Genomic DNA, 25,579 nt, shown 5'->3' on the forward strand with positions numbered 1-25,579 from the left:
GACGTGGTATCTGCCGGAACATCGGCCTATCCTGGACCTACACCGTGCTTCAACGACCGCTCGTTAGCATTCCTCCAAACACGACGCCCATTCCGCCGAGGAACCGCTGACGTGCGCTGGCAAACGAAAGCGCGAGCGTTCGTGGAGGATCGAATATCGCGCACCCGCCGATGCCCGCGCGACAGGTCTGCCGGCCGGTTCGATCGACTGCGCCGTCTCCGTCGAAACCCTCGAGCACATTCCCAAGAGCGACATCGCGGCAATCTTCAAGGAGCTGCGACGCATCATGCGTCCTGACGGACTGGTCCTCATGCAGATCGATTACGGCGACCACTTCAAGGGCTTCGATCCGTCCATCAGCTCGTTCAATTTCCTGACCTATTCCGAGGGGGATTGGGCGCCTTTCCAGTCGAGATTCCAATACGTCAACCGTTTGCGACACAGCGAATATCTACAGCTCTTCAGAGAGGCCGGGTTTGAGCTGCTCAGCGATCAACCTGACCGTCGACCACCGGAGCAAGACATCCTGCGACGACTGGCCCCATGCTTCAGAGGCTTTTCGGAAGAGGATCTGTTTACGCTGGGCTCCCTGATCGTGGGCCGCCCGGCCGATCTGCCGGGAAGCAACTGAAGGTCGCCAATCCCGGGCTGCCTGGCCGGCGCCCACCATAGAGATATCGCGATGTGGACGACGACATTTGTCCTGACGTTCCTGTTCTTCCTGATTCAGCTCGGCACCGGGTTTTCGATTCTGGCGATTGCGTCACCGAAGCTCGTCCAGATGTGTCGGCTCACGAAGGCTCAGTTCGTCGTTCTCGGGTTTACCGTCGGCGCCTCTGCAACGGGCATCCTGTTCGGACTGTTATCGCTATTCGCGCGCGACATTTGGCTTCAGTTCGCGGCTATGGTTGCCATAGCCTGCTTCGGACTTGCCTGGTCATGGCCCAACTGGCGGCCGGGCGCCGGAGAGGCGCGCGCGGCGGCCACCTGGTGCATTCTGTCCCTGCCGATTGCGCTCCTGACATGGTGGTTGTTCTTCGGCGCATATTCCAGCTTTCCTTACGCGGACATCGGCGCGGATGTTCATTGGATGAAGACGGCGCAAGAGTACGCCGACAGTGGCGTCATCAATCCGTACGCGGCCCAATCCTATGTCGACCTTCGCTCGGCAGTCGCGGGCGCCCTTGCCGGAACGCTCGGCCTGGATCTCCTGAAATTTACCTGGACCTATCGCTTCTTTTCGATTCTGTTCTTCCTGCTGGCGTCCTATGCCTTCGTGCAGGGCATCTACTCAGCTTCTCCACGAAAATGGATCGCCTTCTTCTTCGCGGCGACCGGCAATACTTTCGCCTTGATCACGAACGGCAGCCTGGCCGTCGCCAGCAGTGTCGTGTTTCTTGGCGTGCTGATGAGCAATGCGGATCGGAAAGCGAGCGGCCTGTCGACGCGACCTGCTCTCCTGCTGACCGTCAGCGCGGGCGCAACGCTGCTGGTCGCTTTTGCGGTCAACAACAACACGTTCATGCTTGCCCTGCTCATGGCCGCGCTATTGTTGTCCAGGATCCTGACCAAGAGCGGCGGAAATGCGGGGCTTCTCTTCCTTGGTTGCGTCTGGCCGGCGGTGCTGCTGCTTGCGCACCGCGGTTCCTACCTGTTCATCCCAACCGTCCTGGTCAGCTGGCTCTTGTATCTAGCCACCGTGCGGATGATCTCCGCCTGGCCGTCGCCTGGCATCGCGTTCCTGCGCCTTCTATCTTTCGGACTACCGCTGATCATTGCCGGAATCGTCATCTGCGTTGCGGGAATGCGCGTCGGCTACATTCCGCCACTAAGCGCCAACGACACGTTCTCTGCGATTACGGGACTGATCCTGGGCCAAAGAATCGAAGGCGGTGGAGAGCTGTTCCTGGGCGCTGGGCCGCAGGTCGCCACGATCGAGCTTGGCCGGGCGATGGGCCCGCTCTTTGCCATCTGCATCGTACTCGGTGTGGCGTGGTGGTGGATGACCCGCCCCGTCCTTCGTGTTCCCTCCGGTGCGATCGGAACTCAGACCGAAGGCTTCGCGATACTCGTGTGGTCCTGGATCGCCGGCTGCGGCCTGAGCCTCGCCGTGCTCTGTGGCTTCCCGTTCCTGTACCGCACCAACGCAATCATTTTATCGCTGTTCACGATCACGGCCACCGAGATATTCTGTCAATTGCTCGCCGATCCCGGTTCTTCCTCCCGATATCGGCGGGCTCTGGTTGCGGCGGTGGTCACGCTGCTCGCGACCATTCTTGTGGCCGCAGCGTACGCGTTTGCCTGGCGGTCCGACCTCCCTCTTGCCGGTTACCCGGCGTTTCTACGCCCGACGGAAATCGCAGTCGTCGTGCTGCTCATGGTGACCGCGCTATTGACCTTGGCCCGGTCGAGGCTGGTCTACATTTGCGGTCTTGCGGGCGTGTTGGGATTGGGCGTTGCCGTCGATAGGGCCGGCCTGTCCGGCGTCATCAGGAGCTACAGTTACGGGGCACTCCCGGACAGCGCCGCGGTTGTTTCCCACTATAACGCCGACGAGATCGAGGTGGCCCGCTGGCTCCACGGCAATCTGCGAAAGGGCATCATTCTCTCCGACCCGTATACGTTGGGCATGATCCAGGCGCTCACGGGCGCTCCGGGTGCCTATCTTTTCTCCAATCTGGACACCGTGAACGAGGCGGTCGCGAAGCAGGCAAAATCGGTCGTGCGCGCGGTGCTGCAGCCGGTTGAAGGACCTCAGCGGCTTGCAAACGCCTGCCGCTTGATCGCCCCGTTGTTCCAGGAAAGGAATTCGGAGACCTTCTTCCAGATGCGGAGGATCGATGCCCTGGGCGGAATCATGCGAACCGTCCGCGACGAGAAGCCATCGATGCAGAAGTCTGCTGAGACGCCTTCCAACGCAACTGTGCCCGCAAGCCAGGAAGCAGCGAATGAGCAAGCGAAGTCCACGATACGGGGTATTCTGGGGTCGGATGAGAATGCCTGGGACCTGGTCGCGATCATCACGCCCCGTACGATCAGCTGGACGCATCTCGCGGCCGACCAGCGGGTCAGCTATTTCCCTCCCGCGGAACCAATGGACCCGGCGATAGTCGATGAACTCCGCGCGAGCCCGTTCCCGGTCCCGTTTGCCAACAGCCGCACGGTCGTCGTTCGCATTCCCTGTTCGCGCTGATATGGAAATGGGCCAGAAATTACCCCCCGCCCTGGTACACGTTACGCCCCGTCGTCCGTGCTGCCAGAGGAGCACCTCATGTTGAGACAGGCCGTCATTCTCGTGGGTGGACTGGGCACGCGGCTTGGCGAGCGCACGAAGGCGCGGCCAAAGCCGATGCTGGAAATCGGCGGCCGGCCATTTCTCGACACGCTGATCGACGAGCTCGATCGCTACCAAATCTTCGACGAAATCCTGCTGCTTGCCGGTCACAAGGCCGAGATCGTCGAGACCCATTATGCCGGCGCGACCAGAGGCCGGGCAAAGATCGTGGTGTCGCGCGAGACCGAGCCTCTCGGCACGGGCGGCGCGCTGGTCCACGCGGCGCCTCTCCTGGACCAGCATTTCCTGCTGCTGAACGGCGATTCCCTGTTCGACTTCAACCTGCTCGATCTGATCGCGCGCGCGCAAGGCGGGCGCGTTCACATGGCACTGCGCGACGGCGTCGTCGGGGACCGCTACGGGCGCGTCGTGCTCGACGGCGACATCGTGCGCGACTTCATCGCGCCGGGTGCGGGCGCCACGGGACCGGTCAATGCAGGCATCTACGTCGTCGACAAGTCCATCATCGCCGAAATCGCAAAGCTTCCCGCCTCGCTCGAGCAGGACGTGTTTCCCGGCCTCGTCCGATCCGGCGAGTTGCGCGGGACGGCCTATCGCGGCTATTTCATCGACATCGGCATCCCCGATGATTTCGCGCGCGCCGATCGCGAGTTGCGCGAGAAGCTGCAGCGTCCCGCCGTGTTCTTCGACCGCGACGGCGTGCTCAACCATGATTCAGGCTACACGTTCGAGACGCACAAGCTCGAATGGATCGAGGGCGCGCGCGAGGCGGTGAAGGCGGTCAACGACGCCGGCTATTTCGCCTTCGTCATCACCAATCAATCCGGCGTCGCGCGCGGTTACTACGAGGAGCATCACGTCCTCGCCCTGCACCGCTGGATGGCGGACCAGATGGCGCTGATTGGTGCGCATATCGATGCTTTCGAGTATTGCCCCGATCATCCCGACGGAACCGTCGCCCGCTATTGCCGCATCAGCGACCGGCGCAAGCCCGCGCCGGGCATGATCACCGATCTCGCGCAGCGCTTTTCGGTCGACATGACACGCAGCATGGTGGTCGGGGACAAGGACAGCGACATGGCGGCGGCGCAGGCCGCGGGCCTTGCGGGCCACATGTTTGAAGGCGGGAATCTGGAGGCGTTCGTAAAACAGCGCCTGAAGCCGGCCGACAAGGGTTAGGCGTTTGTCACAAAAACTGCTGCATCCCCGGGCATTTGGGGGGTGCCGCGCGCTGCTCTGTTGCGCGCAACCGCCAGTGTGCTATAGCGCCATCTTGTTGCGAACACTGGCTTAATCGCCTTCTGGGGTCCGGCATGGCAGATCTGAGGGACGCCCGCGTCCTCGTTACCGGCAGCGACGGCTTCATCGGTTCGCATGTCGTTGAGGAGCTGGTGAAGGCCGGGGCCCGCGTCAAGGCGATCGTCTACTACAATTCCTTCAATTCCTGGGGCTGGCTGGACACGGTTCCAGCCGACGTCATGAAGTCCGTGGAGGTGGTGGCCGGCGACATCCGCGATCCGCATTTCATGATCGCGGCCGCCAGCGGTTGCACCGACGTACTGCACCTGGCGGCGCTGATCGCGATTCCCTTCTCCTATGTTGCGCCCGATTCCTACGTCGAGACCAACGTGCGCGGCACGGTGAACGTGCTCCAGGCCGCGCGCCTGGCCGGCGTACGGCGCTTCGTGCAGACCTCGACCAGCGAGGTCTACGGCACGGCGCAAACCGTGCCCATCAAGGAGAATCATCCGCTGGTCGGCCAATCGCCCTACTCGGCCTCGAAGATCGCCTCCGACCAGATGGCGCTGTCGTTCCAGGCCTCGTTCGACATGCCGGTCGTCGTCATCAGGCCGTTCAACACCTACGGACCGCGTCAGTCGGCGCGCGCGGTCATCCCGACCATCATCAGCCAGATCGCGACCGGCAAGCGCAAGATCCGTCTCGGCGCCGTCAGCCCGACGCGCGATTTTTCCTTCGTCACCGACACCGCGCGCGGCCTGATTGCGGGCCTCACCGCGCCGGCCGAACAGAGCGTCGGCCAGACCATCAATCTCGGCAGCGGCTTCGAAATATCGGTCGGCGCGACCGTCGAGATGATCGCCGACGTGATGGGCGTCGACATCGAGATCGAGACCGACGAGGCGCGCTTGCGCCCGGCCAACAGCGAGGTCGAGCGGCTCTGGGCCGACAATTCCAAGGCGCGCCAGCAGCTCGGCTGGGCGCCGGAATTCGGCGGGCTCGAAGGCATGCGCCGCGGCATCGAAAACACGGTCAGCTGGTTCACCAACCCCGCCAATCTCAGCCGTTACAAGGCGGACGTCTACAATGTCTGAGGCACCGGTGGGCACTGCTGTAACCGGATCCGACGCGCGCGCGTTCGATCCCAAGGCCGTGGTCGACGCCGTCAGGCGCGCGGCGGGCACGCCCAATGGCGTCCTCGGCCTGCACGAGCCTGTGTTCGCGGGCAACGAGGTCGCCTATCTGGAAGAGTGCATCAAGAGCACCTTCGTCTCCTCGGTCGGCCCGTTCGTCGACCGTTTCGAGCGCATGCTGGAGGAAGTGACGGGCGCCAGGCGCGCCGTCGCCGTCGTCAACGGCACCGCGGCGCTGCACGCCTGCTTCAGGCTCGCCGGCGTCGAGCCCGGCGACGAAGTCATGTCGCCCGCTCTGACCTTCATCGCGACCACGAACGCGATCGCTTATTGCGGGGCAGTGCCACATTTCGTCGACAGCTCGCTCGTCACGCTCGGCATGGATGCGCACGCCCTCGCCACGCGGCTCGAGGCGATCGCCGAGCGGACCAGCAGGGGCGCGATCAATCGCGAGACAGGACGCCGCATCGCCGCGATCTCGCCGATGCATACGTTCGGGCACCCCGTCGAGCTCGACGAGATCGCCGCGATCGCACGCGAGTGGGGCATTGCGTTGGTGGAGGACGCCGCGGAATCGCTGGGCTCGACCTACAAGGGCCACGCCGTCGGATCGCAGGCCCGGCTCGCGGCGCTGAGCTTCAACGGCAACAAGATCGTCACCACCGGCGGCGGCGGCGCCATCCTCACCAATGACGAGGAGCTCGGACGCCGCGCCAAGCATCTCACCACCACCGCGAAGCTGCCGCACAAATGGGCCTTCGTGCATGACGAGATCGGCTTCAACTACCGCCTGCCCAACCTGAACGCCGCGCTCGGCTGTGCGCAGCTCGAGCAGCTCGACGGATTCCTGGCGAGCAAGCGCCGGCTGGCCGCTGCCTACGAGCGCGTCTTTGCAAACGTGCCCGGCGTGCGCTTCTCGCGCGAGCCGGCGGGCACCACGAGCAATTACTGGCTGAACGCCATCCTGCTCGACGAGGCGTATGCACAGCGGCGCGACGACGTGCTCACGGCGCTGAACGAAGCCGGCTTCGGCGCGCGTCCCGCCTGGACCCTGATGCACCGCCTGCCGATGTTCGCGCAAAGCCCGCGCGGCGATCTTGCCACGGCCGAATCCATCGAGCGGAGGCTGATCAACCTGCCCTCGAGCGCCAGCATCCGGGCCCGCGATGAATAGCGTCGCGCGAAAAATCTGCTTCGTGACCGGCAGCCGGGCCGATTTCGGACTGCTGGTCTGGCCGATGCGCGCGATCCGCGAGACACCAGGCCTGACGCTTCAGCTCATCGTCACCGGCATGCATCTCGCGCCGGAATTCGGCTACACCTTCAACGCCATCCGCGACGAGGGATTCGAGGCCGACGAGCGCGTCGAGACGCTGCTCGCCAGCGACACCGGCGCCGGCGTCGCGAAATCGGTCGGGCTCGGCGTGATCGGCTTTGCCGACGCCTTCACGCGGCTGCAGCCGGATCTCGTCGTCGTGCTCGGCGACCGCTTCGAGATGTTCGCGGCCGCGCAGGCTGCGATGTTCATGCGGCTGCCGATGGCGCATCTGTTCGGCGGCGACGTCACCGAAGGCGCGGTCGACGAGTCCATTCGTCACGCCATCAGCAAGATGTCGCACCTGCATTTCACCAGCAACCGGGGCTCGACACAGCGGCTGACGCAGCTCGGCGAGGATCCATCCCGCATTCACACCATCGGCTCGGTCGGCATCGACGCCATCAAGCATCTCGACCTGATGGACCGCGACGGCATCGGCCGCGCGGTCGGCATGCCGCTCGGCGAGCACAACGCGCTCGTGACCTTCCACCCGGTCACGGTCGAGGCCGGACGCTCGGTCGCCGAACTGGACGAGCTGTTCGCGGCGCTGTCGACGCTCGATCCCGCCTTCCGTCTCATCTTCACGCTCGCCAATGCCGATGCCGAGGGACGCGCGCTGAACGACCGGACCAAGGCCTTCGCGGCCAGCCGGCCGAACACCATCGCGGTCGCCTCGCTCGGACAGCTCCGTTATCTCAGCCTGATGAGCCAGGTGGATTTGGTGATCGGCAATTCGTCGAGCGGCATCCTCGAAGCGCCGTCATTCGGCATTCCCACGGTCGACGTCGGCGACCGCCAGAGGGGGCGCGAGCGCGCGGCTTCGGTGTTTCACGCGGCATCCGAACGCGGCGCGATCGGCGCCGCCATCTCGCAAGCGCTCCGGCGCGGCCGTCAGGCCACCGTCAACCCCTACGGCGACGGCGATTCCAGCCGGCGCTTTGCCGACATCATTGCCGGCATCCCGGATTTCGCACTGCTTCTGAAAAAGGGCTTTTACGAGCTTCCCGCAAGCGGAGCGCGGCCATGACGACGCACACGCTGATCATAGCGGAAGCCGGCGTCAATCACGACGGCAGCCTGGAGAAGGCGCTGGCCCTGGTCGATGCGGCAGCAGACGCCGGCGCCGACATCGTCAAGTTCCAAACCTTCAACGCGAAGGCGCTGGCGGGCGGCGCGGCGAAGAAGGCCGACTATCAGCAGCGCACGACGGACGCCGCCGAGAGCCAGCTCGCCATGCTGGAGCGGCTCGAACTGCCGCAGGCCGCACACCACACGCTGATCGAGCGCGCCGCCGAACGCGGCATCGAATTCCTGTCGACGCCGTTCGATGATGCTTCGCTGGGCTTCCTGCTGTCGCTGAAGCTGCCGCGCATCAAGATCGGATCGGGCGACCTCACCAACGCACCGCTGCTGCATGCGGCGGCGAGAGCCGGCGCGACACTGATCCTGTCGACGGGCATGGCGACACTCAGCGAGATCGAGGAGGCGCTGGGCGTGTTGGCACATGGCTACGCGCAGCGTAGCGATCCCGCCGGCGTCGCCTCGTTCCGCGCGGCATGGCGCGATCCGGCGGCGCGCGCCACGCTCGCGCGGCACGTCAGCCTGCTGCATTGCACGACCGAATATCCCTGCCCCATCGAGGATGTGAACCTCGCCGCGATGGCGACGATGCGATCTGCGTTCCAGCTTCCTGTCGGCTACTCCGATCACACCGACGGCTTCGAGATTTCGGTTGCGGCGGTTGCGCTCGGCGCCACCGTCATCGAGAAGCACCTGACGCTGGATCGCAACGCGCCCGGTCCTGACCACGCAGCCTCGCTCGAGCCGGGCGATTTCGGGCGGATGGTGAGCGCCATTCGCAACGTCGAAGCCGCGCTCGGCGACGGTGTGAAGACACCGAAGGAATCAGAGGTCAGGAACGTGCCGGTGGCGCGCAAGAGCATCGTGGCGGCACGCGCATTGCGGGCCGGCGAGATCATCGGCCCGGCGGACATCACCGCCAAGCGGCCGGGCGCAGGCCGACCGCCGATCGACTATTGGTCCTTGATCGGAACGGCGGCACCGCGGGCGCTCGAACCGGACGATCCGGTTTAACGACGCGGCTTGGCCGGAACCCCGCGCAATACGGACCCTTGCGGCCATGAGCCGGTGACGACCGAGCCCATCGCGACCAGCGTATCGTTGCCAATGGAAATGTGGTCGCGGACACGGCTGCCGAGACCGACAAAGCAATTGTCGCCGATCTCTGCACCGCCACCGACCACGGTTCCGGGAGACAGATGCGTGCAGTGCCCGACGCGCACGTCGTGCTCGACGACTGCGCTGGAATTGATAATGCAGTGATTGCCGATCATGCTTCGCGCATTGACGACCGCGCCCGGCATGATGACGGTGCCCACACCGATGCTGGCGGACGGCGAGACGAAGGCGCGGGGATGAACCACCGAAGCCCAGCGCTTGACCTGCATCCGGCCGATCATCTGCCGGCGCGCGGGCCCCGCCTGCATCGTTCCAATTCCCAACACGAAGGCCGCTCCCGGATGGTTCGGCGCAGCGTCATCGGTCCCGAGATAGCTGATGTCGCCAAGCGTTCCCGGCTGGCGATCCAGGAATCCGAGCACCCTGAACTGGCCCGACAGCATTGCCGCCTCGTAGACCATGAAGGCATGCTCGCCGCCCCCGATGATGATCAGATCGTCCATCGCGATTCCCCTGCGCACATCGATCTTAGCGGGCGCCCGCCGGTCTTCAAACCACTGATTCGGCCCACGAAACGCCGGGGTTGACGGCGCCTCTCGCAGCCGCGATATAGCAGGCTCAGCCGTGGGCCGCCCCCGATATCTGGCGTATACGAGGCAGATTGCCATGAAATCCTGGCGTAAAGCCGTCGTCGGAACGCAGGCGACCGTAGGCGATGCCATTGCCGCGATCGAGAGCGGCAGCATCCAGATCGCGCTGGTGCTCGACGACCAGAACCGCCTGCTCGGCGTGGTCACCGACGGCGACGTCAGGCGCGGGCTGCTGCGTGGCATTCCGCTCACCGGGCTTGCGACCGACATCATGAACCGCGTCCCGGTGTCGGCGCCTGCAACGCTGTCGCGCGACGACCGCCTGCATCTGATGCGGCAGAAGTCGATCAAGCAGCTCCCGCTTGTCGACGAGGGCGGCCATCTGGTCGTGGTCGAGACGCTCGATGAGCTGCTCGAACCGCGCCATTATGCAAATCCCGTATTGATCATGGCGGGCGGCCTCGGCGAGCGCCTCGGCGCGCTGACGCGCGACGTCCCGAAGCCCATGCTCAATGTCGGCGGCCGACCGCTGCTCGAGACGATCGTCCGCAACGTGGTGCAGCAGGGTTTTCGCAACATCTACATCTCGGTCAACTACAAGGCCGAGACGATCAAGGACTACTTCGCCGACGGCGCCGCCTTCGGCGCCAATATCCAGTACGTGCACGAGACCGAGCGCCTGGGCACCGCCGGTGCGCTCGGACTCTTCCCGGCGCCGCCGGATCTGCCGATGATCGTCACCAACGGCGACATCCTCACCACGATCAACTACGGAGCGCTTCTCGACTTCCACAATGGAACGCCGGCGGAAGCGACGATGGCCGTTCGCGAGCACAAGGTACACGTCCCGTATGGTGTGGTTTCGACCTCGGACGGCTTTCTCCAGGCCATTCGCGAGAAGCCGACCGAGAGCTGGTTCGTCAGCGCCGGCATTTATGTGATTGGAAGCTCCGTCTTCGGCCATGTCGCGCCCGGTGTCAGCATCGACATGCCGACCGTGCTGGAGCGCGTGATCGCCGGCAAGGGACGTGTCGCCGTCTATCCGATCCGGGAATACTGGCTCGACATCGGCCGCCTTGAGGATTTCGAGCAGGCGCATGCGGAGTTTCACGAGGTCTTCCCGTGACCTCGACAACCGCCGTCGTGATCGGCCTCGGCTCGATCGGCACAAGGCATGCGCGGATCCTGCGCGAGCTTGGCCTTCAGGTCGCGACGGTGAGCCGCCGTGACGGCGGCGACTACGGGTCGATCGCGCAGGCTGTCGCGGGCGCACGTCCGGACTACGCAGTGATCGCCACCGAGACCGCACGCCATGCCGACGACCTGCAGGAACTCGCGCAGGCCGGCTTCCGCGGCGCGGTGCTGGTCGAGAAGCCTCTGTTCGCAATACCGGCGGCTCCGCCGAAATATCCGTTCGCCCATGTCAGCGTCGGATACAATCTTCGCTTCCATCCGGTCATGACGGCTCTCGTCGAAAGATTGCGCGGGCGCGATGTGATCACGGTCGCCGCCTATGTCGGCCAGGACATCAGGGACTGGCGGCCCGGCCGCGACCATCGCACGACCGCATCCGCAACGGTTGACGCCGGCGGCGGCGTCCTGAGGGATCTCAGCCACGAGCTGGATTATCTCCTGTGGCTGTTCGGGCCGTGGCATCGTGTCGCGGCCCTCGGCGGCGCGTCCGGCGCACGCGACATCGACGTCGATGATCACCTCGACCTGCTGCTCGATATGCAGCGGGCGCCGTCGGTCCACGTGCACATGGACTATCTCGACCGCCAGGGCATCCGCCGCATTCGCGTCAATGTCGACGACGACACCATCGAGGCCGATCTCGTCGGCAGCCGCCTCATCATCAACGGCAAGGCGACGGACTTTGCCAGCGAGCGCGACCAGAGCTACCGCGACATGCATGTCGCGGCGATGCGGGGCGCGAGCCCGGTCTGCTCCCTGCCCGAGGCACTCGGCGTCGTGCATCTGATCGACGCCAGCGAACGCGCGCTGCGCACCAAGACCTGGATATCGCCATGAGTCTGCTCTGCACGATCTGCGCGCGGGGTGGCTCGAAAGGGGTCGTCGGCAAGAATGCGCGCGATCTCCTGGGCAAGCCCGTGCTCGCGTGGAGCATCGAGCAGGCGCGCGAGACCGGCCTGTTCGACGCGATCGCCTTCAGCAGCGATTCAGACGCGTTGCTCGAGGCGGCACTGAAGGCCGGCGCAGACATTGCGGTCAGGCGTCCGGACGAGATGGCGACCGATACCGCGCCGAAGCTGCCGGCGATCCGCCATTGCCTCGAGCAGGCCATCGCACAAACGGGCAGGACGCCGGAGGTCTTCGTCGATCTCGACGTCACCTCGCCGCTCAGGCTTGCCTCCGACATCACCGGTGCGGTGGATCTGCTGCGTCAGTCCGGCGCACCCAACGTCATCACCGGCGCGCCGGCCCGCCGCTCGCCCTATTTCAACCTGGTCGAGCAGCGCACCGACGGCAGCGTCGGTCTTTCCAAATCTGCCGATCCTCCGATCACGCGCCGGCAGGATGCGCCGCGCTGCTTCGACATGAACGCGTCGATCTATGTCTGGCGCGTCGCGTCATTCCTGGAGCGGCCCGCGGTCTTCTATCCCGACACGCGTCTGTTCGAGATGCCGGAAGAGCGCTCGATCGACATCGATTCCGATCTCGATTTCGCGCTGGTGGAACTGTTGCTGCGCCAACGAATGCAGGCCTGAGGAGGCCCAAGCGATGACAACGAGCTTCAAGGCTCTGTTCGATCTGACCGGCCGCACGGCCGTCATCACCGGCGGATGCGGCATCCTCGGACGCCGCTTTGCCGAAGGCCTTGCCGAGTTCGGCGCCAATGTGGCGATCGTCGATCTCGATCAGTCCGCGACCGATGCGGCGGCCGCCGACCTCACCTCACGCCACGCCGTCCGCGCCAGAGGCTATGGCTGCGACATCACCGAGCCCAGCTCCGTCCGCAACACGGCCGACAAGATCGAGGCCGACCTCGGACCGGCCTCGATCCTGCTCAACAACGCCGCCAGCAAGACCCGCGATGTCGACGCCTTCTTCGCGCCCGTCGAGAAATTTTCCCTGGACACCTGGCGGGAGATCATGGCGGTCAATCTCGACGGCATGTTCAACGTCGCGCAGGTGTTCGGCGGCCGAATGGCCGAGCACGGCTATGGCGCCATCGTGCAGACCGCCTCGATCTACGGACTCCTGGCCCCGGACCAGCGCATCTACGAAGGCTCCGAATATCTCGGCCGTGCCATCAACACGCCAGCGGTCTACACCGCATCCAAGGCCGGCGTCATCGGCCTGACCAAGCACCTTGCGACCTACTGGGCGGCGAAAGGCGTTCGCGTCAATACGCTCACCCCGGGCGGCGTCGAGAGCGGACAGAACGAAACCTTCAAGCAGCGCTATGGTGCTCGTATTCCGCTCGGCCGGATGGCCCGTGCTGACGAGATGGTGGGGACGATGCTCTTCCTGGTGTCGGATGCGGCGTCCTACGTGACCGGCCAGAACATCGCCGTCGACGGCGGCTTGAGCGCCTGGTAGCAAAATACCAATGATCAAGCGCCTGGTCCAGAATACGGTGATTTCGGCGCTGGCCTTCGGCGTGGCCGCGTTGCTGGGCCTTCTGGTTATCCCGCTGATCATCCGGACCTGGGGCGTGACCGAGTTCGGCCTCATCGTCATCTCGCGGCTGCTCCTGCCCGGCGGCATGATGGCGGTGCTGGACCTTGGTCTGTCCGAGGTCGCCACCCAGGTCGTCGCGCGCGCGCGCGAACACCGCAACTGGACGCAGGCGAGCCACCAGATCACCTTTCTGGGGACCGTCTCCATCGCCCTCGCCTTGATCCTGAGCGCCGTCATCTGGCTCACGACGCCACTGCTCGTGAGTGCGATGAAGGTCGACGCCGCGCATCTGGAGACGTTCACGCGGATCATGCACTACACGGCGCTCGCGAATCTGCTCTTCGTTCCGGCGCTGGTGTGGGAAGGCACCGTCAAAGGCTTCGAGCGCTACAACCTGCTCCGCGTGGCGGAAGTCACGTCAACGGCGGCCTATGTCGGCCTGACGTTCGCGGCATCGTGGAGCGCCGCAGGCTTCGAAATCGTCGCCTACGTCTATCTCGGCACGCTTGCGGCCCGCGCGGTCGCCATCGGGATCGCCGCGTTTGTCGGTCTGCGGCACAAGCACGTGCGATTGCTGCCGTGGACCCCTGATGTCCGGCGGGATCTCCTGCATCGCTGCCTGCTGCTCTTGCAGGGCAAGCTGATGGGCGGCATTTCCGGGCCGCTTCAACCGTTTCTGATCGGACTGCTGTTCGGACCCAAGGCCGTCGGCACCTACGACGCGCTGGTGCGATTGTCGCGCGTTTCCAAGGTCGTGGTCAGCCTGCTGACATCCGCCCTGCTTCCTGTCGCCAGCCGCCTCGATGAGCGCGGCAGCACAACCTCGTTCCAGCGCCTCGGCGACCTCGGCCTCATCATGATGCCGATGTTTGTGGTGCCGCCGCTTGCGGCAACTGCGATCCTTTCGCCCGAGATCATGAACATCTGGATCGGTCCTCTTCTTGCGCCCTATGCGCTCTGGATGGGCCTGAGCTTCCTGGTTCCGATCTGCGCGCAATATGTGGCGATCGGCAGCTTGATCTTCCTGACGCGGCCCGAGGTGCAGGCCCGGCTCAACACACTGATGGCGATTCAACTGCTGATCTGGGCGCTCGTCTCCGCCGCGACATTGCATCTGTTCGCAGAACGCGCCCTGATTCTCGGCCAGGTCATTGGCAGTATTGCTGTCTTGCCCTGGCAGGTCGGAGAGTTGCGCAGCGCACTCGATCTCGACCGCAATCGCTTCGCGAGGGCGATCGGAACCCAGCTCGCAATCCTGATCCTGGCAAGCATTTTTCTAGGAACAATTGCAGGTTACATTCGGTTCGACAGCGTGCTAAAGCTCGCGCTCAGTTCCATGGTTTTCTGTCTGATCACCTGGGTGCTTCAATACTTTATGGTGCTCGAGAAGCGGCACCGGACTGTATTCCCCGCGGTCGGACAACTGATGGGACTGACATCCAAAAGCAGTTGAATGAACATCCACGCGACAGACACGAAAGCCGTCACAGATTTCGCTCCGGCATCGTTGTCGGACAAGGCAACGGCGTATGCGCTCGATGCGGCAAGGAGCATCGGCCGCCTCGCAATGCGCCGTGTGCGCACTGCTGACGTCGTCGATTCCGAATACAACCTGACGCACTGGCAGCGAATGCTCTCGGAAAAGCCCTGGACGAAGGCCGCAAGCATCGGCGAATTCCTGGTCCCGAAGAATTCCGCGCAAGAACTTCGCAAGGTCGACAATCGGATCTGCAGGGTCCCGGCGGACGACTATTACAGCTATCGCGCCAGGGCCCTCGGCGAACTGCTGGCGCGCCACACGGGCGGCGCCACAGAGATCGTCGAGCTCGGCACAGGCTGCGGCGTCAACCTGCTGTCGCTTCACCTCAATCATCCTGACTGGAAGCTGCGCGGCTTCGACATCGCGCCGAACGGGATCGCCGCGGGGCGCGAGATCGCCGCGCACTTCGGCCTGTCCGACCGGATCTCGCTCGACAGGATCGACCTGACCGACGGCAACGACCCGAGCTATTCCTCAGTCAGGGACCAGATCGTCTTCACCTATTTCTGCATCGAGCAGATTCCCTACGACGTGCGAAAGGTGGTGGACAACATCATCGCGGCGAAGCCTAAGCGCGTCATCAACATCGAGCCGACGACGGAGCTGCTGAACCTCGCAAATCCGCGCGATATCGTCAGCTTCCTCTACATCCGCTCGGTCGACTACCAGACGCAGCTCTTCTCGACCCTCGACGATTACGAACGGCAGGGCCGCGTCCGCATCCTGGCGCGAGAACGGATGCCGTTCGCGCCGACGATTCACAATGATGGTTTTTTGTATTGCTGGGAGCCCTCATGACGGCCATCGACGCGACGACAGATCGTCCTGCCCCAAAAAAACCGAAGATCAGCCAGTTCCGCCGACTGCTGTGGCACGTCAACCGCACCGATCTCGGATGGGTCGTCAAGGCGGCCCTGACCAGCCTGCAACTGCCGGCACGCGCCAAACGTGTCGAGCTGCTGAAGCAGCTTCCCGCGAAGCCCGAATGGGCCGAGGCGAGCTGCAAGCTCGATAGAGACGGTTATGTCGACGTGTCCGCGCTGGTCGATCGCAGCCTGGCGGAAGCCGTCGCCTCGTTCGCCGACGGCAAGGTGAACCGCCTCAACGAGCTGGTCGGCCGGCAGAAGGAAGGGCACAAATCCTTCTGGGTCAGCCTGCTGGACGAGGACCTCGTCAACGGCGCGTTTGCGACCGACCATCCCTTCGTGCGCAACGCGCTGCAGCCGGCTGCGCTGCGCATCATCGGCGACTTCATGCACGACTTGCCGCAATTATCTGATGTGGTGCTGACGCTGTCCCAGCCGACCCCGAACCAGGCGCTGAGCTATTCCCAGCTCTGGCATCTCGATCATGACGACAAGCGCGTCTGCAAGCTCTTCATCTATCTGACCGACGTGAGAGATACTGCCGACGGCCCGTTCACCTTCATTCCGGCGGGGCCCTCGAAGGCCTTCCGCAACACGCTGAAGAGCCACATGAGCGACGCGCAGGTGTTCGCCAAGACCGGCCCCGATGCGGTCAAGGAGATGATCGCGCCCCGCCTGTCGTGCTTCATCGTCAACACCGCCCGCTGCCTGCACATGGGAAGCCGGATCCAGTCCGATCACAGCCGCCTGCTCTACACGGCAACCTACATCCAGCAGCCGCGCATCTATCCCGAACCGCCGGCGCGCTTCCGCGCGGTCGGCGCCCTGACCGACCTCGAGCGCACCGTGATGCGGCTCTGACGGACCTGCCGGGAGCTCATATCTTGCGCATAGGCCTGGTGGTCGATCACCCCAAGCGTGACCTGCCTGGGGCAGTCATGCTCGGTTATCAGCTCGCGCGGCGCGGCGTCTCTGTCGCGCTAGTACCGATGTATGAGCAGGCCGTCGATGTCCCGCGGCTCGGGCTCGATGCGCTGGTCGTCAACTATGCGCGGCCGGTCAATCTCGACCTGATGCGCAGCTTCGCCAAGGCGGGCCTTGCGCTTTACGTCCTCGACACCGAAGGCGGCGTGCTCGCCGAGAAGGGCGGCAACTCGCCGCCGGCCATGGCCGCGCACGTCAAGGGCAGCGGCTACGCCGACATCCTGGCCGGCTACTTCTTCTGGGGCAACCGCCTCCACGACGCCTTCCTGACGGCGGGAACCATGAAGCCGGAGCAGTTGCACCTCACCGGATGTCCGCGCTTCGATTTTGCGGCGCCGCGCTGGCGCGCGCTGCTTGACGGCGAGCCGCGCGGCTATCTGCTCGTCAACGCCAACTTTCCGCTGGTCAATTCACGCTTCACCGGCAAGCCGGGCGGCGAGCGCGAGGCGATGGTGCGGGCCGGCTGGGATGGTGCCTATGTCGACCGCTTCATCGCGGACTTGAAGCAAGTGTTCGCGAACTACCTCGCCGAGATCGACCGGCTCGCCGCGGCGCGGCCCGACCGCACCATTCTCGTGCGTCCGCATCCATTCGAGAGCGAGGATGTCTATCGCAACGCGCTCGCGCGCCACGCCAACGTCGTGATCGACGGCACCGGCAGCGTGCTCGACCGCATCCGCAATGCGGCCGCGGTCGTTCACCTCAACTGCGGCACGGCCGTCGAATCTGTCCTGCTCGGAAAGCTGCCGCTCCAGCTCGAATATCTGAACACGCCGACCACCGCCGGCCACGCCGCGCTGCCCGCGCGCGTGAGCCGCTCGGTCAATTCGTTCGACGAGCTGCTTGGCGCGATCGACCACATCGAGCGCGAGACCGAGACCTTCGATTTCGCGCGCGTTCACGCTGCCGATATCGAGGCCTTCTTTCATCTCAACGACGGACAAGCCGCCGAACGGGTCGCCGATGTCCTGACTGACGCAAACAGTTCGCGCCGACCTTACGTCTCGTTGCTGGCGACCGTGAAGGGCACGCGTGACAAGCCGAGCATCGGCCAAATCGTCAAGGGAGCCGCCAGCGCCGTGCTCGGATCGGCCGTCACGGAGCGGCTGCGCAGCCGGTTCAACCCGGCCCGGCGCGACAAGCGGATCGAGCCGGTCTTCGTCAGGACGCTGCTGCAGCGGATCGCGGCCCACGATCACGCGAGCCCGGCGCAATTTACCGCAACGCGCGCGCACTGCGCGACGACAGGCTTGCCGCTCGCGAGCATTGCCATCGAACCCGCCCGATAGACCATGGCCACATCTGCAAGAACCATCCTCATCACCACGCTCGCCGAATACCAGACCCGGTTCTGGATTCCGGTCGCGCAGCGGCTGCGCGCGGCGGGCCACGATGTCGAGTTGCTCGCCTTCGACGATCGCAGCGCCGAGATGTCGGCGGCCGAAGGCGTGCCGGTCACGAACATGTACCGCGAGGGCCTCAAGGCGGGCCCCTCGCCCGACGATCGCGGCGCGTTCGATGCGCGCGTCGCCGCCTACGGGCTGGACGGGACCAATTTCCTGTTCAGCCACGAGCGCTTCACCTTCGGCATCCGCGATACTGCCGCGTTGCGCCGGCGCTTCATGATCTATGCCAATGCGATGGAGACGGTGCTCGACCGGCTGGAGGGGCACGGCAAGCAAGCCGAGCTGGTGCAGGAGCTGGGCGGCTTTCTCTCGGTGATCGCGAGCTTCTACGCCGCCAGGCGCCGCAACATCCGCAACTGGTTCATCGAGCCTTCGTTCTTTCGCGGCCGCATGTACTTCACGCCCGACACTCTCGGCGCGCCCGACGTGATGCCGAGCCCGGCGGACGTCGTGTCGCCCGAGGTGCGTGCCTATCTCGACGACACGCTGACCCAGCGGGCGATCGTCATCCCCAAAAAGGACCAGCATCATTATTCGGCGGCCTTCAAGAAGGTCGTGAACCTGCGCAACGCCCGCCGCCTCACCGAAAAGCTGTGGGACCAGTTCGCGCTCGGCAAGCATCAGGAGTTCGGGCACAATCTGCGCCACGCCCGCGTGCACGCCGCGATGGCACTGAACGCGACGCGGCTGCGCAAGCTCTACAAGCCGATTCCGGACGCGCCCTTCGTCTACTATCCGTTCCACGTTCCGGCCGACATGGCGCTGACGCTGCGCTCGCCCGACTATCTCGACCAGGTCGCGACCGTCGACTTCCTGCTGCGGACGATTCCGGACTCGCATGTGCTGGTGGTCAAGGAGCATCCCGCCCAGATCGGCGCGATCTCGGCCGACCGCCTGTTCGAGCTGGCGCGCCGGTTCGACAATTTCGTGCTGCTGCCGCCGCAGACCAACAATTACACCGTGCTCAACCGCGCCGATGCGGTCATCTCCGTCAACAGCAAGTCGGGCGCCGAGGCCTTGCTGCTCGGCAAGCCGGTGGTGGTGATGGGCGATGCGTTCTACCGCTCCTGCCCGCTGGTCTACGCGGTCGATCGGCTGGCGGATGTGCCCGCGCGGCTGCGCGAGGCGCTCTCCGCCGGGCCGTTCGATCCAGCCAGGGGCGCGCCCTATTTCGAATCGGCCTGGCGCAGCTCTTATCCAGGCGAGCTGTACATCAGCGATCCCAAGCTGCTCGATACGTTTGCGGCCTCCTTGCGCGCCGCGATCGCCGAGCCCGCCCGCGTGAATTGAACGGACCCGCCATGCCGCTCGTCTCGATCATCACACCATCCTGGAACGTCGAAGGCCTGATCGAGGAGACGATCCGCTCGGTGCAGAGTCAGACCTTTGCCGATTGGGAGCTCCTGATCGCCGACGATTGCTCGACTGACAGGACACCGGAGATCGTCGCTGACATCGGCGAGCGCGATCCTCGCGTCAAGCTGATCCGGATGCCGAAGAACGGCGGACCGGCGCTGGCGCGACAGGCCGCGATCGACCGGGCGCAGGGCCGCTACCTCGCCTTCCTCGACAGCGACGATCTGTGGCTGCCCGGGAAGCTCGAGCGGCAGCTCGCCTTCGCCCGCGAGAAGCGCGCTGCGCTCAGCTACACCGCCTTCCGGCGCATCAACGAGACCAACACGGTCACCGGACGCCTGATCTCTGTGCCGGCCTCGCTCACCTATGGGCAGCTCCTGAAGAACACCGCGATCGCGACGCTGACCGCGGTGGTCGACCGCGAGATCGCAGGTCCCATCGTGATGAAGAACGAGGGTTATGACGATTTCTGCCTGTGGCTCTCGATCCTCAAGCGCGGCCACACCGCCTACGGCCTCGACGAGGACCTTGCCCGCTACCGCGTCAGGGGCTCCTCGGTCTCCAGCCGCCCGGTGCGCTCGGCCAAGTGGGTCTGGCAGATTTACCGCAATGTCGAGCACCTCTCTTTGGTCCGCTCGTCCTGGTGCTTCGCCCATTGGGGGGCGCGGGCGTGGTTGAAGCGGCGGGAATTCTAGACGCATCGCCGGGCGCCCGACTGGAAAAATGCGAAAACAACCCCATGCACAGTAGAGGTATTTAAATACCTCAATCCAAGCCCACTTCGCTATTGGCGAGTCCGGCCGTTGCCGATACCACTCAGCCGCTCCCGCCGCGCTCAGTCTGGAACCGATCATGCCGTTTGAAAGCTACAAGAACAGCCGCATCCTCGTGACCGGAGGCGCCGGCTTCATCGGATCGCACATCTGCGAGCGACTGCTCGATGCGGGAGCCGAGGTGGTGTCCGCGGACAATTATTTCACCGGCAGCCGGCGCAACATCGCCCATCTGATCGCAAACCCGCTGTTCGAGGCGGTCCGGCACGACGTCACCTTCCCGCTCTACATCGAGGTCGACGCGATCTTCAACCTCGCCTGCCCGGCCTCGCCGATCCACTACCAGCGCGACCCCGTGCAGACCACCAAGACCTCGGTGCACGGCGCCATCAACATGCTGGGCCTTGCCAAGCGGCTGAAGGCACGCATCTTCCAGGCCTCGACCAGCGAGGTCTATGGCGATCCGCTGATCCATCCCCAGACCGAGGACTATTGGGGCAACGTCAACCCGATCGGCATCCGCTCCTGCTACGACGAGGGCAAGCGCTGCGCCGAGACGCTGTTCTTCGATTACTGGCGCCAGCACGGCCTGCCGATCAAGGTCGCGCGCATCTTCAACACCTATGGCCCGCGCATGCAGCCCAATGACGGCCGCGTGGTGTCATCCTTCATCGTCCAGGCACTCCAGGGCGAGCCGATCACCGTGTTCGGCGACGGCGGGCAGACCCGCTCGTTCTGCTATGTCGACGATCTCGTCGAGGCCATCATGCGGCTGATGGTGACGAAGGAAGACATCACCGGCCCCATCAACATCGGCAACAATTCCGAGTTCACCATCCGCGAGCTCGCCGAGAAGGTCATCGAACTCACGGGCTCGCGCTCCAAGCTGGTCTTCAAGCCGCTGCCGCAAGACGACCCGCGCCAGCGCCAGCCCGATCTCACCAAGGCGAAGACGGCGCTGAACTGGGAGCCGAAGGTCGCGCTCGAGGACGGCTTGAAGGAGACGATCGCCTATTTCAAGCACTCGCTCGAAATCGCCTGATCGCGTTCGTACTCACCTGGTCCGCAAGCGAGCCTGTCCGCCATGAGCGCACCGTCCGGCATCATGCAGCATCTGCAATCGCGGCTGGATTCCAAGCCTGCGCTGACGATCCTGCTGCTGCTGCACAGCGCCGTCACCTGCCTGTCGCTGATCAAGGTCGCGACCTTCCAGTCCTATATCCATTTCAGCGGCGAGCGCGTCTGGATCGCGGTCGCGGTTGCGGTCGCCTTCTCCGTGGTCTCGCTGCTGTTCGCCGCCGCCCGCTTCAGCTTCGGCTATTTCGCCGGCTTCTATTTCTACACGATGATCCTCGGCTTCCTGTGGATCGACGTGTTCTCCGACTACAGCTACGATCGACTGCTCGCGGGACTTTCGGCCGCGGCATCGCTCGTGCTCTTGCTGCTGCCCGTGCTGTTCGTCCGGGCACCGTTCCGCCAACTCGTCGTGTTGTCGAATGCCGGCTTCGAGCATCTGCTCACGGCGATCCTGGTGATCTCCGTCGGCACCATCGCCGTCGCCTCGACCTACAATTTCCGCCTAGTCGCGATCGCGAACATCTACGACTACCGCGACGCGCTCGCATTCCCCGGTGCGGTGCGATATCTCATCGGCTGGGTCTCCAGCACACTGCTGCCGTTCACCTTCGCCTGCTACTCGCTGCTCGGCCATCGCTGGCGCGCCGGCCTGGTGTTGATCCTGCTCCTGTTCTTCTACCCGATCACGCTGACGAAGTTCGCGTTCTTCACGCCGGCCTGGCTGATCACGCTTGCCGTCCTGTCACGATTTCTGGAGGCGAGAACCTCGGTCATCACATCGATCTTCGTCCCGATGCTGCTCGGCCTCGTCGTGATCGCCGTGACGGGCGCTGCGATCAACAGCCTTCCGGGCAAATATTTCGACCTCGTCAACATCCGGATGATGGCGACGCCATCGAGCGCGCTCGACATTTACAACCATTTCTTCGCCAACCATCCGCTGACCTGGTTCTGCCAGATCTCGATGCTGAAACCGGTAATGCCCTGCGCTTACCAGGATCAACTGTCGGTCGTGATGGAGAACACATACGGGTTCGGCATGATCAATGCCTCCCTGTTCGCGACGGAGGGTGTCGCTTCGGTCGGACCTTATCTTGCGCCGCTGACGGCACTTGTGGCGGGTTTCATCCTGGCTCTGGGCAACCGCGCCTCGGCAGGACTGCCGCAGCGTCTCGTGTTGATCTCCAGTGGCACACTACCGCACGTTCTGCTCAACACCCCGCTCACGGTCGCCATGGTGACCCACGGCACCGCGCTGCTCTTCCTGCTCTGGTATGTGATGCCGCGAAGCATCTTTCAGCGGCCCGGACTCCCTGACTAGCGAATTCCCGAGTTTTGCATCACGTCCGCGGTCAGTCGGACGAAATCCGCCACGAACGCCTTCACGCGCTCCTCGAGATCCGGCAACAGGTCCCGGATGGTCGGAGGATCGGCCGATTGTGCGACCTCCGACAAATGAGCGGCCAGGGCTTCGGCATCGCGAATGCCGAAATATCGTGCGCTGCCCTCGGTCTGCTCGCGATGGACGTCGATGTCGGACAGGATCATCGGGACACCGAACGACTTTGCTTCTTCGACGGTCGTGCTCCATCCCTCGCATTCCGAGGGATTGATAAGAGCCATCGACGCGCGCAGCAGGGCGTAGACGTGATCCAGCGGAATCATTCCGAGATGCCTGAAATTCGTCTCGAGACCACGCGACCTGACCTCGCTCATGGTCCTCTCGAAAAGATCGGGTTCGCGGAAGTCCCGCGTACTTCCAGATGCCGCGACGACGACGTCGATCCCCCGGCCCTTCAGCAGACCGAGCGCATCAACCACGACCTGGTGATTCTTGTGCCGCCAGAACTGGTTTGGCAGGTAGAAGTACCGGGACGGAAGGCCATATTGCGCGATCACGTCGGACGGCTTCGTGGCGAGCAGGCTGACCGGCGGCTCGGTCGCAAACCGAACGACTGAAACGCCGTTCGAGATGCCCGGATAAAACCTCTTGAGATCGCCGAGCGCGCTGGCGCTGCTCAACATGATGTGCCGGCCGGACGCGATCTGGGCCCGAAAGCCGAGATCACGCCGCCAATACGCGCTCCTGGAGAAGAGATGCGGCAGCAGACGATGCTGAAAATCCGGAAACCAGGCGATCGCAGGACACGGCAGACGCCAGCCAAAGAAACGGGCGGACTCGAATACGATGTCGACCCCCTGCGCCCGGAATTCGGCCAGCGCCGGTCCGTCGCGTCCGAGCGCGAGCGCACCGAGGAGTCCGGTCGCACTGCGATCGAACGCAGGCGATCGAACGAGAGCCACGGCCGGAATGCTGGCGAGCGCCGCGAGTTCCTCGGGATCGTCCCTGGTTCCGGCGAACAGCACCGGGGCAACAGTTCCCGGACTGTACCGGTGCAGGGCCGCAAAGAGATTGCGCTGATAGTTGTAACCGCCTGCCCAGAGGCGGCGCGGAATGTTGGTGAACGCGATCCGCAGCGGCGCCCGCTCAGGCACGGGCCTGGCTCCTGAACCATTCGACGTAGTCGGCGAGACCGCGCTCCAGCGGAAGGCGCCAGTCGAAATTCATGTCGCGCAGGCGCCCGTCATCCGCCAGCAGGCTCGCCGGGTCGCCCGGCCGCGCCACGCCGGAATAACGCACGACGGTGCTGCTTCCCCAATTCCGGATCAGACCGCCGGCAATCTCGGCCACGCTCGTGCCACGCCCCGAGCCGCCATTGATCAGCCGAAAATCCTCCTGCTGCACTTCCTCCGCGGCGCACACCAGCAAGCGCACCACGTCGCGAACGTCGGTCCAGTCCCGTATCTCGGCCCCCGTCCCTCCCAGATTGAGAGACCGCTCCTCGCTGCTCAGCCGCGAGCAGATGTCCCAGAGAAGCTGCTTGCGAAGGTTCGGACCATAGACCGAGAACAATCGCACCACAGTGCAGTGGAGGCCGAAGCTCTGGGCGTAGCTCCGGCACAACTGCTCCATCATCAGCTTGTGATGGCCATAGGGCGACATTGGCGCCAGCGCCGCACTTTCGGCGATCGGACCGGCATGGTCCGCGCCGTAGACCGCCGCGCTCGACGCTACGATCAGCCGGCTCTCGGGCGCAAAGCTTCGAAGCCATTCGAGCAGGCGCGCCGTGCTGGTCACCGTTCGCGAGAAGTCCTCGAACGGACGCGCGATCGACAGCCCGACCGACGATCCGCCGGCCAGATGGAAGATCTGCGACGGCAGTCCGTGCGTGGCGGCGAGTGCGCTCAGGTTGGCCGCATCGACCTCGCCATTGATCCATGTCTGCAAGCCGAGGGCGCGCGCTTCGGCCGGATCGAGCGCACCATGACCGACGCCATGAACTGTGCGCCCGACGCCTGCCAGCTCTCGAACGAGATGGCGGCCGATGAACCCGTTCGCACCGGTGACCCACGCGGACATGATGCTACCTTGAGTCCTGCCGACGAGACATTCGCTTGGCTCGCAAGCACATTTCTATTGTTGTTGCCATACCTGTCCCCTCATCGCTCGTCCGGCGACAATTCCCTGACGATGGTCGCAGGGTTGCCCGCGACGATGGAATATGCCGGAACATCCTTGGTGACCACAGCACCCGCGGCGACAATCCCACCCTCACCAATGGTCACGCCACGCATAACCATGGCGCAAGCACCGATCCACGCATCATCGCAAATCTTGATCGGACGGTCGTCGAGAGAAAGCTGCCTTGGGTGACCGGTAGAGAAAATCTCCTTCGCCTGTTCGTGTCGCTCGGAAGCACGGATAGGATGCGAGAGATTGTCGAATATGTTGACGGAATGCGAAATCAAGACACGATTCCCGATATCGATCGACGCGCCGGACCAAATCCGCGTGCCAACCCCGACATAGCACCACTCTCCGATATTAATTTGACCGCCGTGACCGAGGATCATCAGTTCACCCCTGACATGAGAATGGCTGCCAATGACAATCTTCTCACTATCGCCGAGCGCGTTCCTGATCCGCGCGCTATGGGCCAAGAATGCGCCTCGGTCCAAGCGGCAGGTTGCCCGCCCGATCAGGCGCTGCACAATATAGTGTAAATTGAAGCCATCAATGGCATGTACGCACCAGCGCACGAGCGTGGAGAGGCTGGACATCAGCGCATCCTCTCACGTAGCAAAATCCAGCGTGTT

At 64.3% G+C, this 25,579-nt stretch carries 23 protein-coding genes; 19 read left to right on the forward strand and 4 right to left on the reverse strand.

Translation table 11 applies throughout. The features are described from left to right. Positions 1-106: 106 nt before the first annotated feature. The 7 genes from BJA_RS30295 to neuB all read left to right on the forward strand — a co-directional run bounded on the left by BJA_RS30295 (position 107) and on the right by neuB (position 9,079). Positions 107-631 carry a class I SAM-dependent methyltransferase gene (locus BJA_RS30295; RefSeq protein WP_082901050.1) on the forward strand — a complete coding sequence of 175 codons (525 nt, stop codon included), beginning with the start codon at positions 107-109 and terminating at the stop codon, positions 629-631. Positions 632-682: 51 nt separating this feature from the next. Continuing rightward, complete coding sequence (locus tag BJA_RS30300; protein ID WP_011088728.1) at positions 683-3,193, forward strand: hypothetical protein; 2,511 nt, start codon at positions 683-685, stop codon at positions 3,191-3,193. Positions 3,194-3,271: 78 nt separating this feature from the next. Further along, positions 3,272-4,474: an HAD-IIIA family hydrolase gene (locus tag BJA_RS30305; protein ID WP_038967022.1), complete on the forward strand. Its 1,203-nt coding sequence runs from the start codon at positions 3,272-3,274 to the stop codon at positions 4,472-4,474. Between the two features lie 134 nt (positions 4,475-4,608). Next, on the forward strand, positions 4,609-5,628 hold the full coding sequence (locus BJA_RS30310) for an NAD-dependent 4,6-dehydratase LegB (RefSeq protein WP_011088730.1): 1,020 nt from the start codon (positions 4,609-4,611) through the stop codon (positions 5,626-5,628). Beyond that, entirely contained in the window at positions 5,621-6,841 is a 1,221-nt protein-coding gene (locus BJA_RS30315; RefSeq protein WP_011088731.1) for a LegC family aminotransferase, read from the forward strand. Before BJA_RS30310 ends, BJA_RS30315 begins: the two co-directional genes overlap by 8 nt. Continuing rightward, positions 6,834-8,012: a UDP-N-acetylglucosamine 2-epimerase gene (neuC, locus tag BJA_RS30320; protein WP_011088732.1), complete on the forward strand. Its 1,179-nt coding sequence runs from the start codon at positions 6,834-6,836 to the stop codon at positions 8,010-8,012. Before BJA_RS30315 ends, neuC begins: the two co-directional genes overlap by 8 nt. Continuing rightward, a complete protein-coding gene (neuB, locus tag BJA_RS30325) occupies positions 8,009-9,079 on the forward strand; it encodes an N-acetylneuraminate synthase (protein WP_011088733.1) in 1,071 nt (356 codons plus the stop codon). Before neuC ends, neuB begins: the two co-directional genes overlap by 4 nt. Here neuB and BJA_RS30330 read toward each other — a convergent pair. Continuing rightward, positions 9,076-9,687 (reverse strand): acetyltransferase, encoded by a 612-nt coding sequence (locus tag BJA_RS30330; RefSeq protein ID WP_011088734.1) that lies wholly within the window; start codon positions 9,685-9,687, stop codon positions 9,076-9,078. The two genes, neuB and BJA_RS30330, sit on opposite strands and share 4 nt — an antisense overlap. 163 nt (positions 9,688-9,850) lie before the next feature. On the opposite strand from BJA_RS30330, the gene BJA_RS30335 reads away from it, so the two are divergent. The 12 genes from BJA_RS30335 (at position 9,851) to BJA_RS30390 (ending at position 22,742) form a co-directional block, all read left to right on the forward strand. Next, the gene (locus BJA_RS30335; RefSeq protein ID WP_038967018.1) at positions 9,851-10,900 is read left to right on the forward strand and encodes a nucleotidyltransferase family protein; all 1,050 of its coding nucleotides are present in this window, start codon (positions 9,851-9,853) and stop codon (positions 10,898-10,900) included. Continuing rightward, on the forward strand, positions 10,897-11,805 hold the full coding sequence (locus tag BJA_RS30340) for a Gfo/Idh/MocA family protein (RefSeq protein ID WP_011088736.1): 909 nt from the start codon (positions 10,897-10,899) through the stop codon (positions 11,803-11,805). The genes BJA_RS30335 and BJA_RS30340 overlap by 4 nt, the downstream gene beginning before the upstream one ends. Then, the gene (locus BJA_RS30345; protein ID WP_011088737.1) at positions 11,802-12,503 is read left to right on the forward strand and encodes an acylneuraminate cytidylyltransferase family protein; all 702 of its coding nucleotides are present in this window, start codon (positions 11,802-11,804) and stop codon (positions 12,501-12,503) included. Before BJA_RS30340 ends, BJA_RS30345 begins: the two co-directional genes overlap by 4 nt. Before the next feature lie 13 nt (positions 12,504-12,516). Continuing rightward, entirely contained in the window at positions 12,517-13,338 is an 822-nt protein-coding gene (locus BJA_RS30350; protein ID WP_011088738.1) for an SDR family oxidoreductase, read from the forward strand. 10 nt (positions 13,339-13,348) lie between these two features. Then, the gene (locus BJA_RS30355; protein ID WP_011088739.1) at positions 13,349-14,872 is read left to right on the forward strand and encodes an oligosaccharide flippase family protein; all 1,524 of its coding nucleotides are present in this window, start codon (positions 13,349-13,351) and stop codon (positions 14,870-14,872) included. After that, positions 14,873-15,757, forward strand: coding sequence for a class I SAM-dependent methyltransferase (locus BJA_RS30360; RefSeq protein WP_011088740.1), 885 nt, complete (start codon positions 14,873-14,875; stop codon positions 15,755-15,757). Next, positions 15,754-16,686 carry a hypothetical protein gene (locus tag BJA_RS30365; RefSeq protein WP_011088741.1) on the forward strand — a complete coding sequence of 311 codons (933 nt, stop codon included), beginning with the start codon at positions 15,754-15,756 and terminating at the stop codon, positions 16,684-16,686. The genes BJA_RS30360 and BJA_RS30365 overlap by 4 nt, the downstream gene beginning before the upstream one ends. Before the next feature lie 23 nt (positions 16,687-16,709). Further along, positions 16,710-18,098: a surface carbohydrate biosynthesis protein gene (locus BJA_RS30370; protein ID WP_038967013.1), complete on the forward strand. Its 1,389-nt coding sequence runs from the start codon at positions 16,710-16,712 to the stop codon at positions 18,096-18,098. Between the two features lie 3 nt (positions 18,099-18,101). Beyond that, a complete protein-coding gene (locus BJA_RS30375; protein WP_011088743.1) occupies positions 18,102-19,505 on the forward strand; it encodes a hypothetical protein in 1,404 nt (467 codons plus the stop codon). A gap of 11 nt (positions 19,506-19,516) precedes the next feature. Beyond that, the gene (locus BJA_RS30380) at positions 19,517-20,266 is read left to right on the forward strand and encodes a glycosyltransferase family 2 protein (RefSeq protein ID WP_011088744.1); all 750 of its coding nucleotides are present in this window, start codon (positions 19,517-19,519) and stop codon (positions 20,264-20,266) included. A gap of 157 nt (positions 20,267-20,423) precedes the next feature. After that, positions 20,424-21,386: a UDP-glucuronic acid decarboxylase family protein gene (locus tag BJA_RS30385; protein WP_011088745.1), complete on the forward strand. Its 963-nt coding sequence runs from the start codon at positions 20,424-20,426 to the stop codon at positions 21,384-21,386. Between the two features lie 42 nt (positions 21,387-21,428). Then, complete coding sequence (locus BJA_RS30390) at positions 21,429-22,742, forward strand: hypothetical protein (protein ID WP_011088746.1); 1,314 nt, start codon at positions 21,429-21,431, stop codon at positions 22,740-22,742. Here the strand turns inward: BJA_RS30390 and BJA_RS30395 are convergent. From BJA_RS30395 to BJA_RS30405, 3 genes are all read right to left on the reverse strand, one after another. Continuing rightward, complete coding sequence (locus BJA_RS30395; protein ID WP_011088747.1) at positions 22,739-23,917, reverse strand: glycosyltransferase family 4 protein; 1,179 nt, start codon at positions 23,915-23,917, stop codon at positions 22,739-22,741. The two genes, BJA_RS30390 and BJA_RS30395, sit on opposite strands and share 4 nt — an antisense overlap. Beyond that, positions 23,910-24,842, reverse strand: coding sequence for an NAD-dependent epimerase/dehydratase family protein (locus BJA_RS30400; RefSeq protein ID WP_011088748.1), 933 nt, complete (start codon positions 24,840-24,842; stop codon positions 23,910-23,912). The genes BJA_RS30395 and BJA_RS30400 overlap by 8 nt, the downstream gene beginning before the upstream one ends. A gap of 80 nt (positions 24,843-24,922) precedes the next feature. Further along, on the reverse strand, positions 24,923-25,543 hold the full coding sequence (locus BJA_RS30405) for an acyltransferase (protein WP_011088749.1): 621 nt from the start codon (positions 25,541-25,543) through the stop codon (positions 24,923-24,925). Positions 25,544-25,579: the final 36 nt, after the last annotated feature.

It is taken from the genome of Bradyrhizobium diazoefficiens USDA 110 (assembly GCF_000011365.1).
In the GTDB taxonomy this organism is placed as follows: Bacteria; Pseudomonadota; Alphaproteobacteria; order Rhizobiales; family Xanthobacteraceae; genus Bradyrhizobium; species Bradyrhizobium diazoefficiens.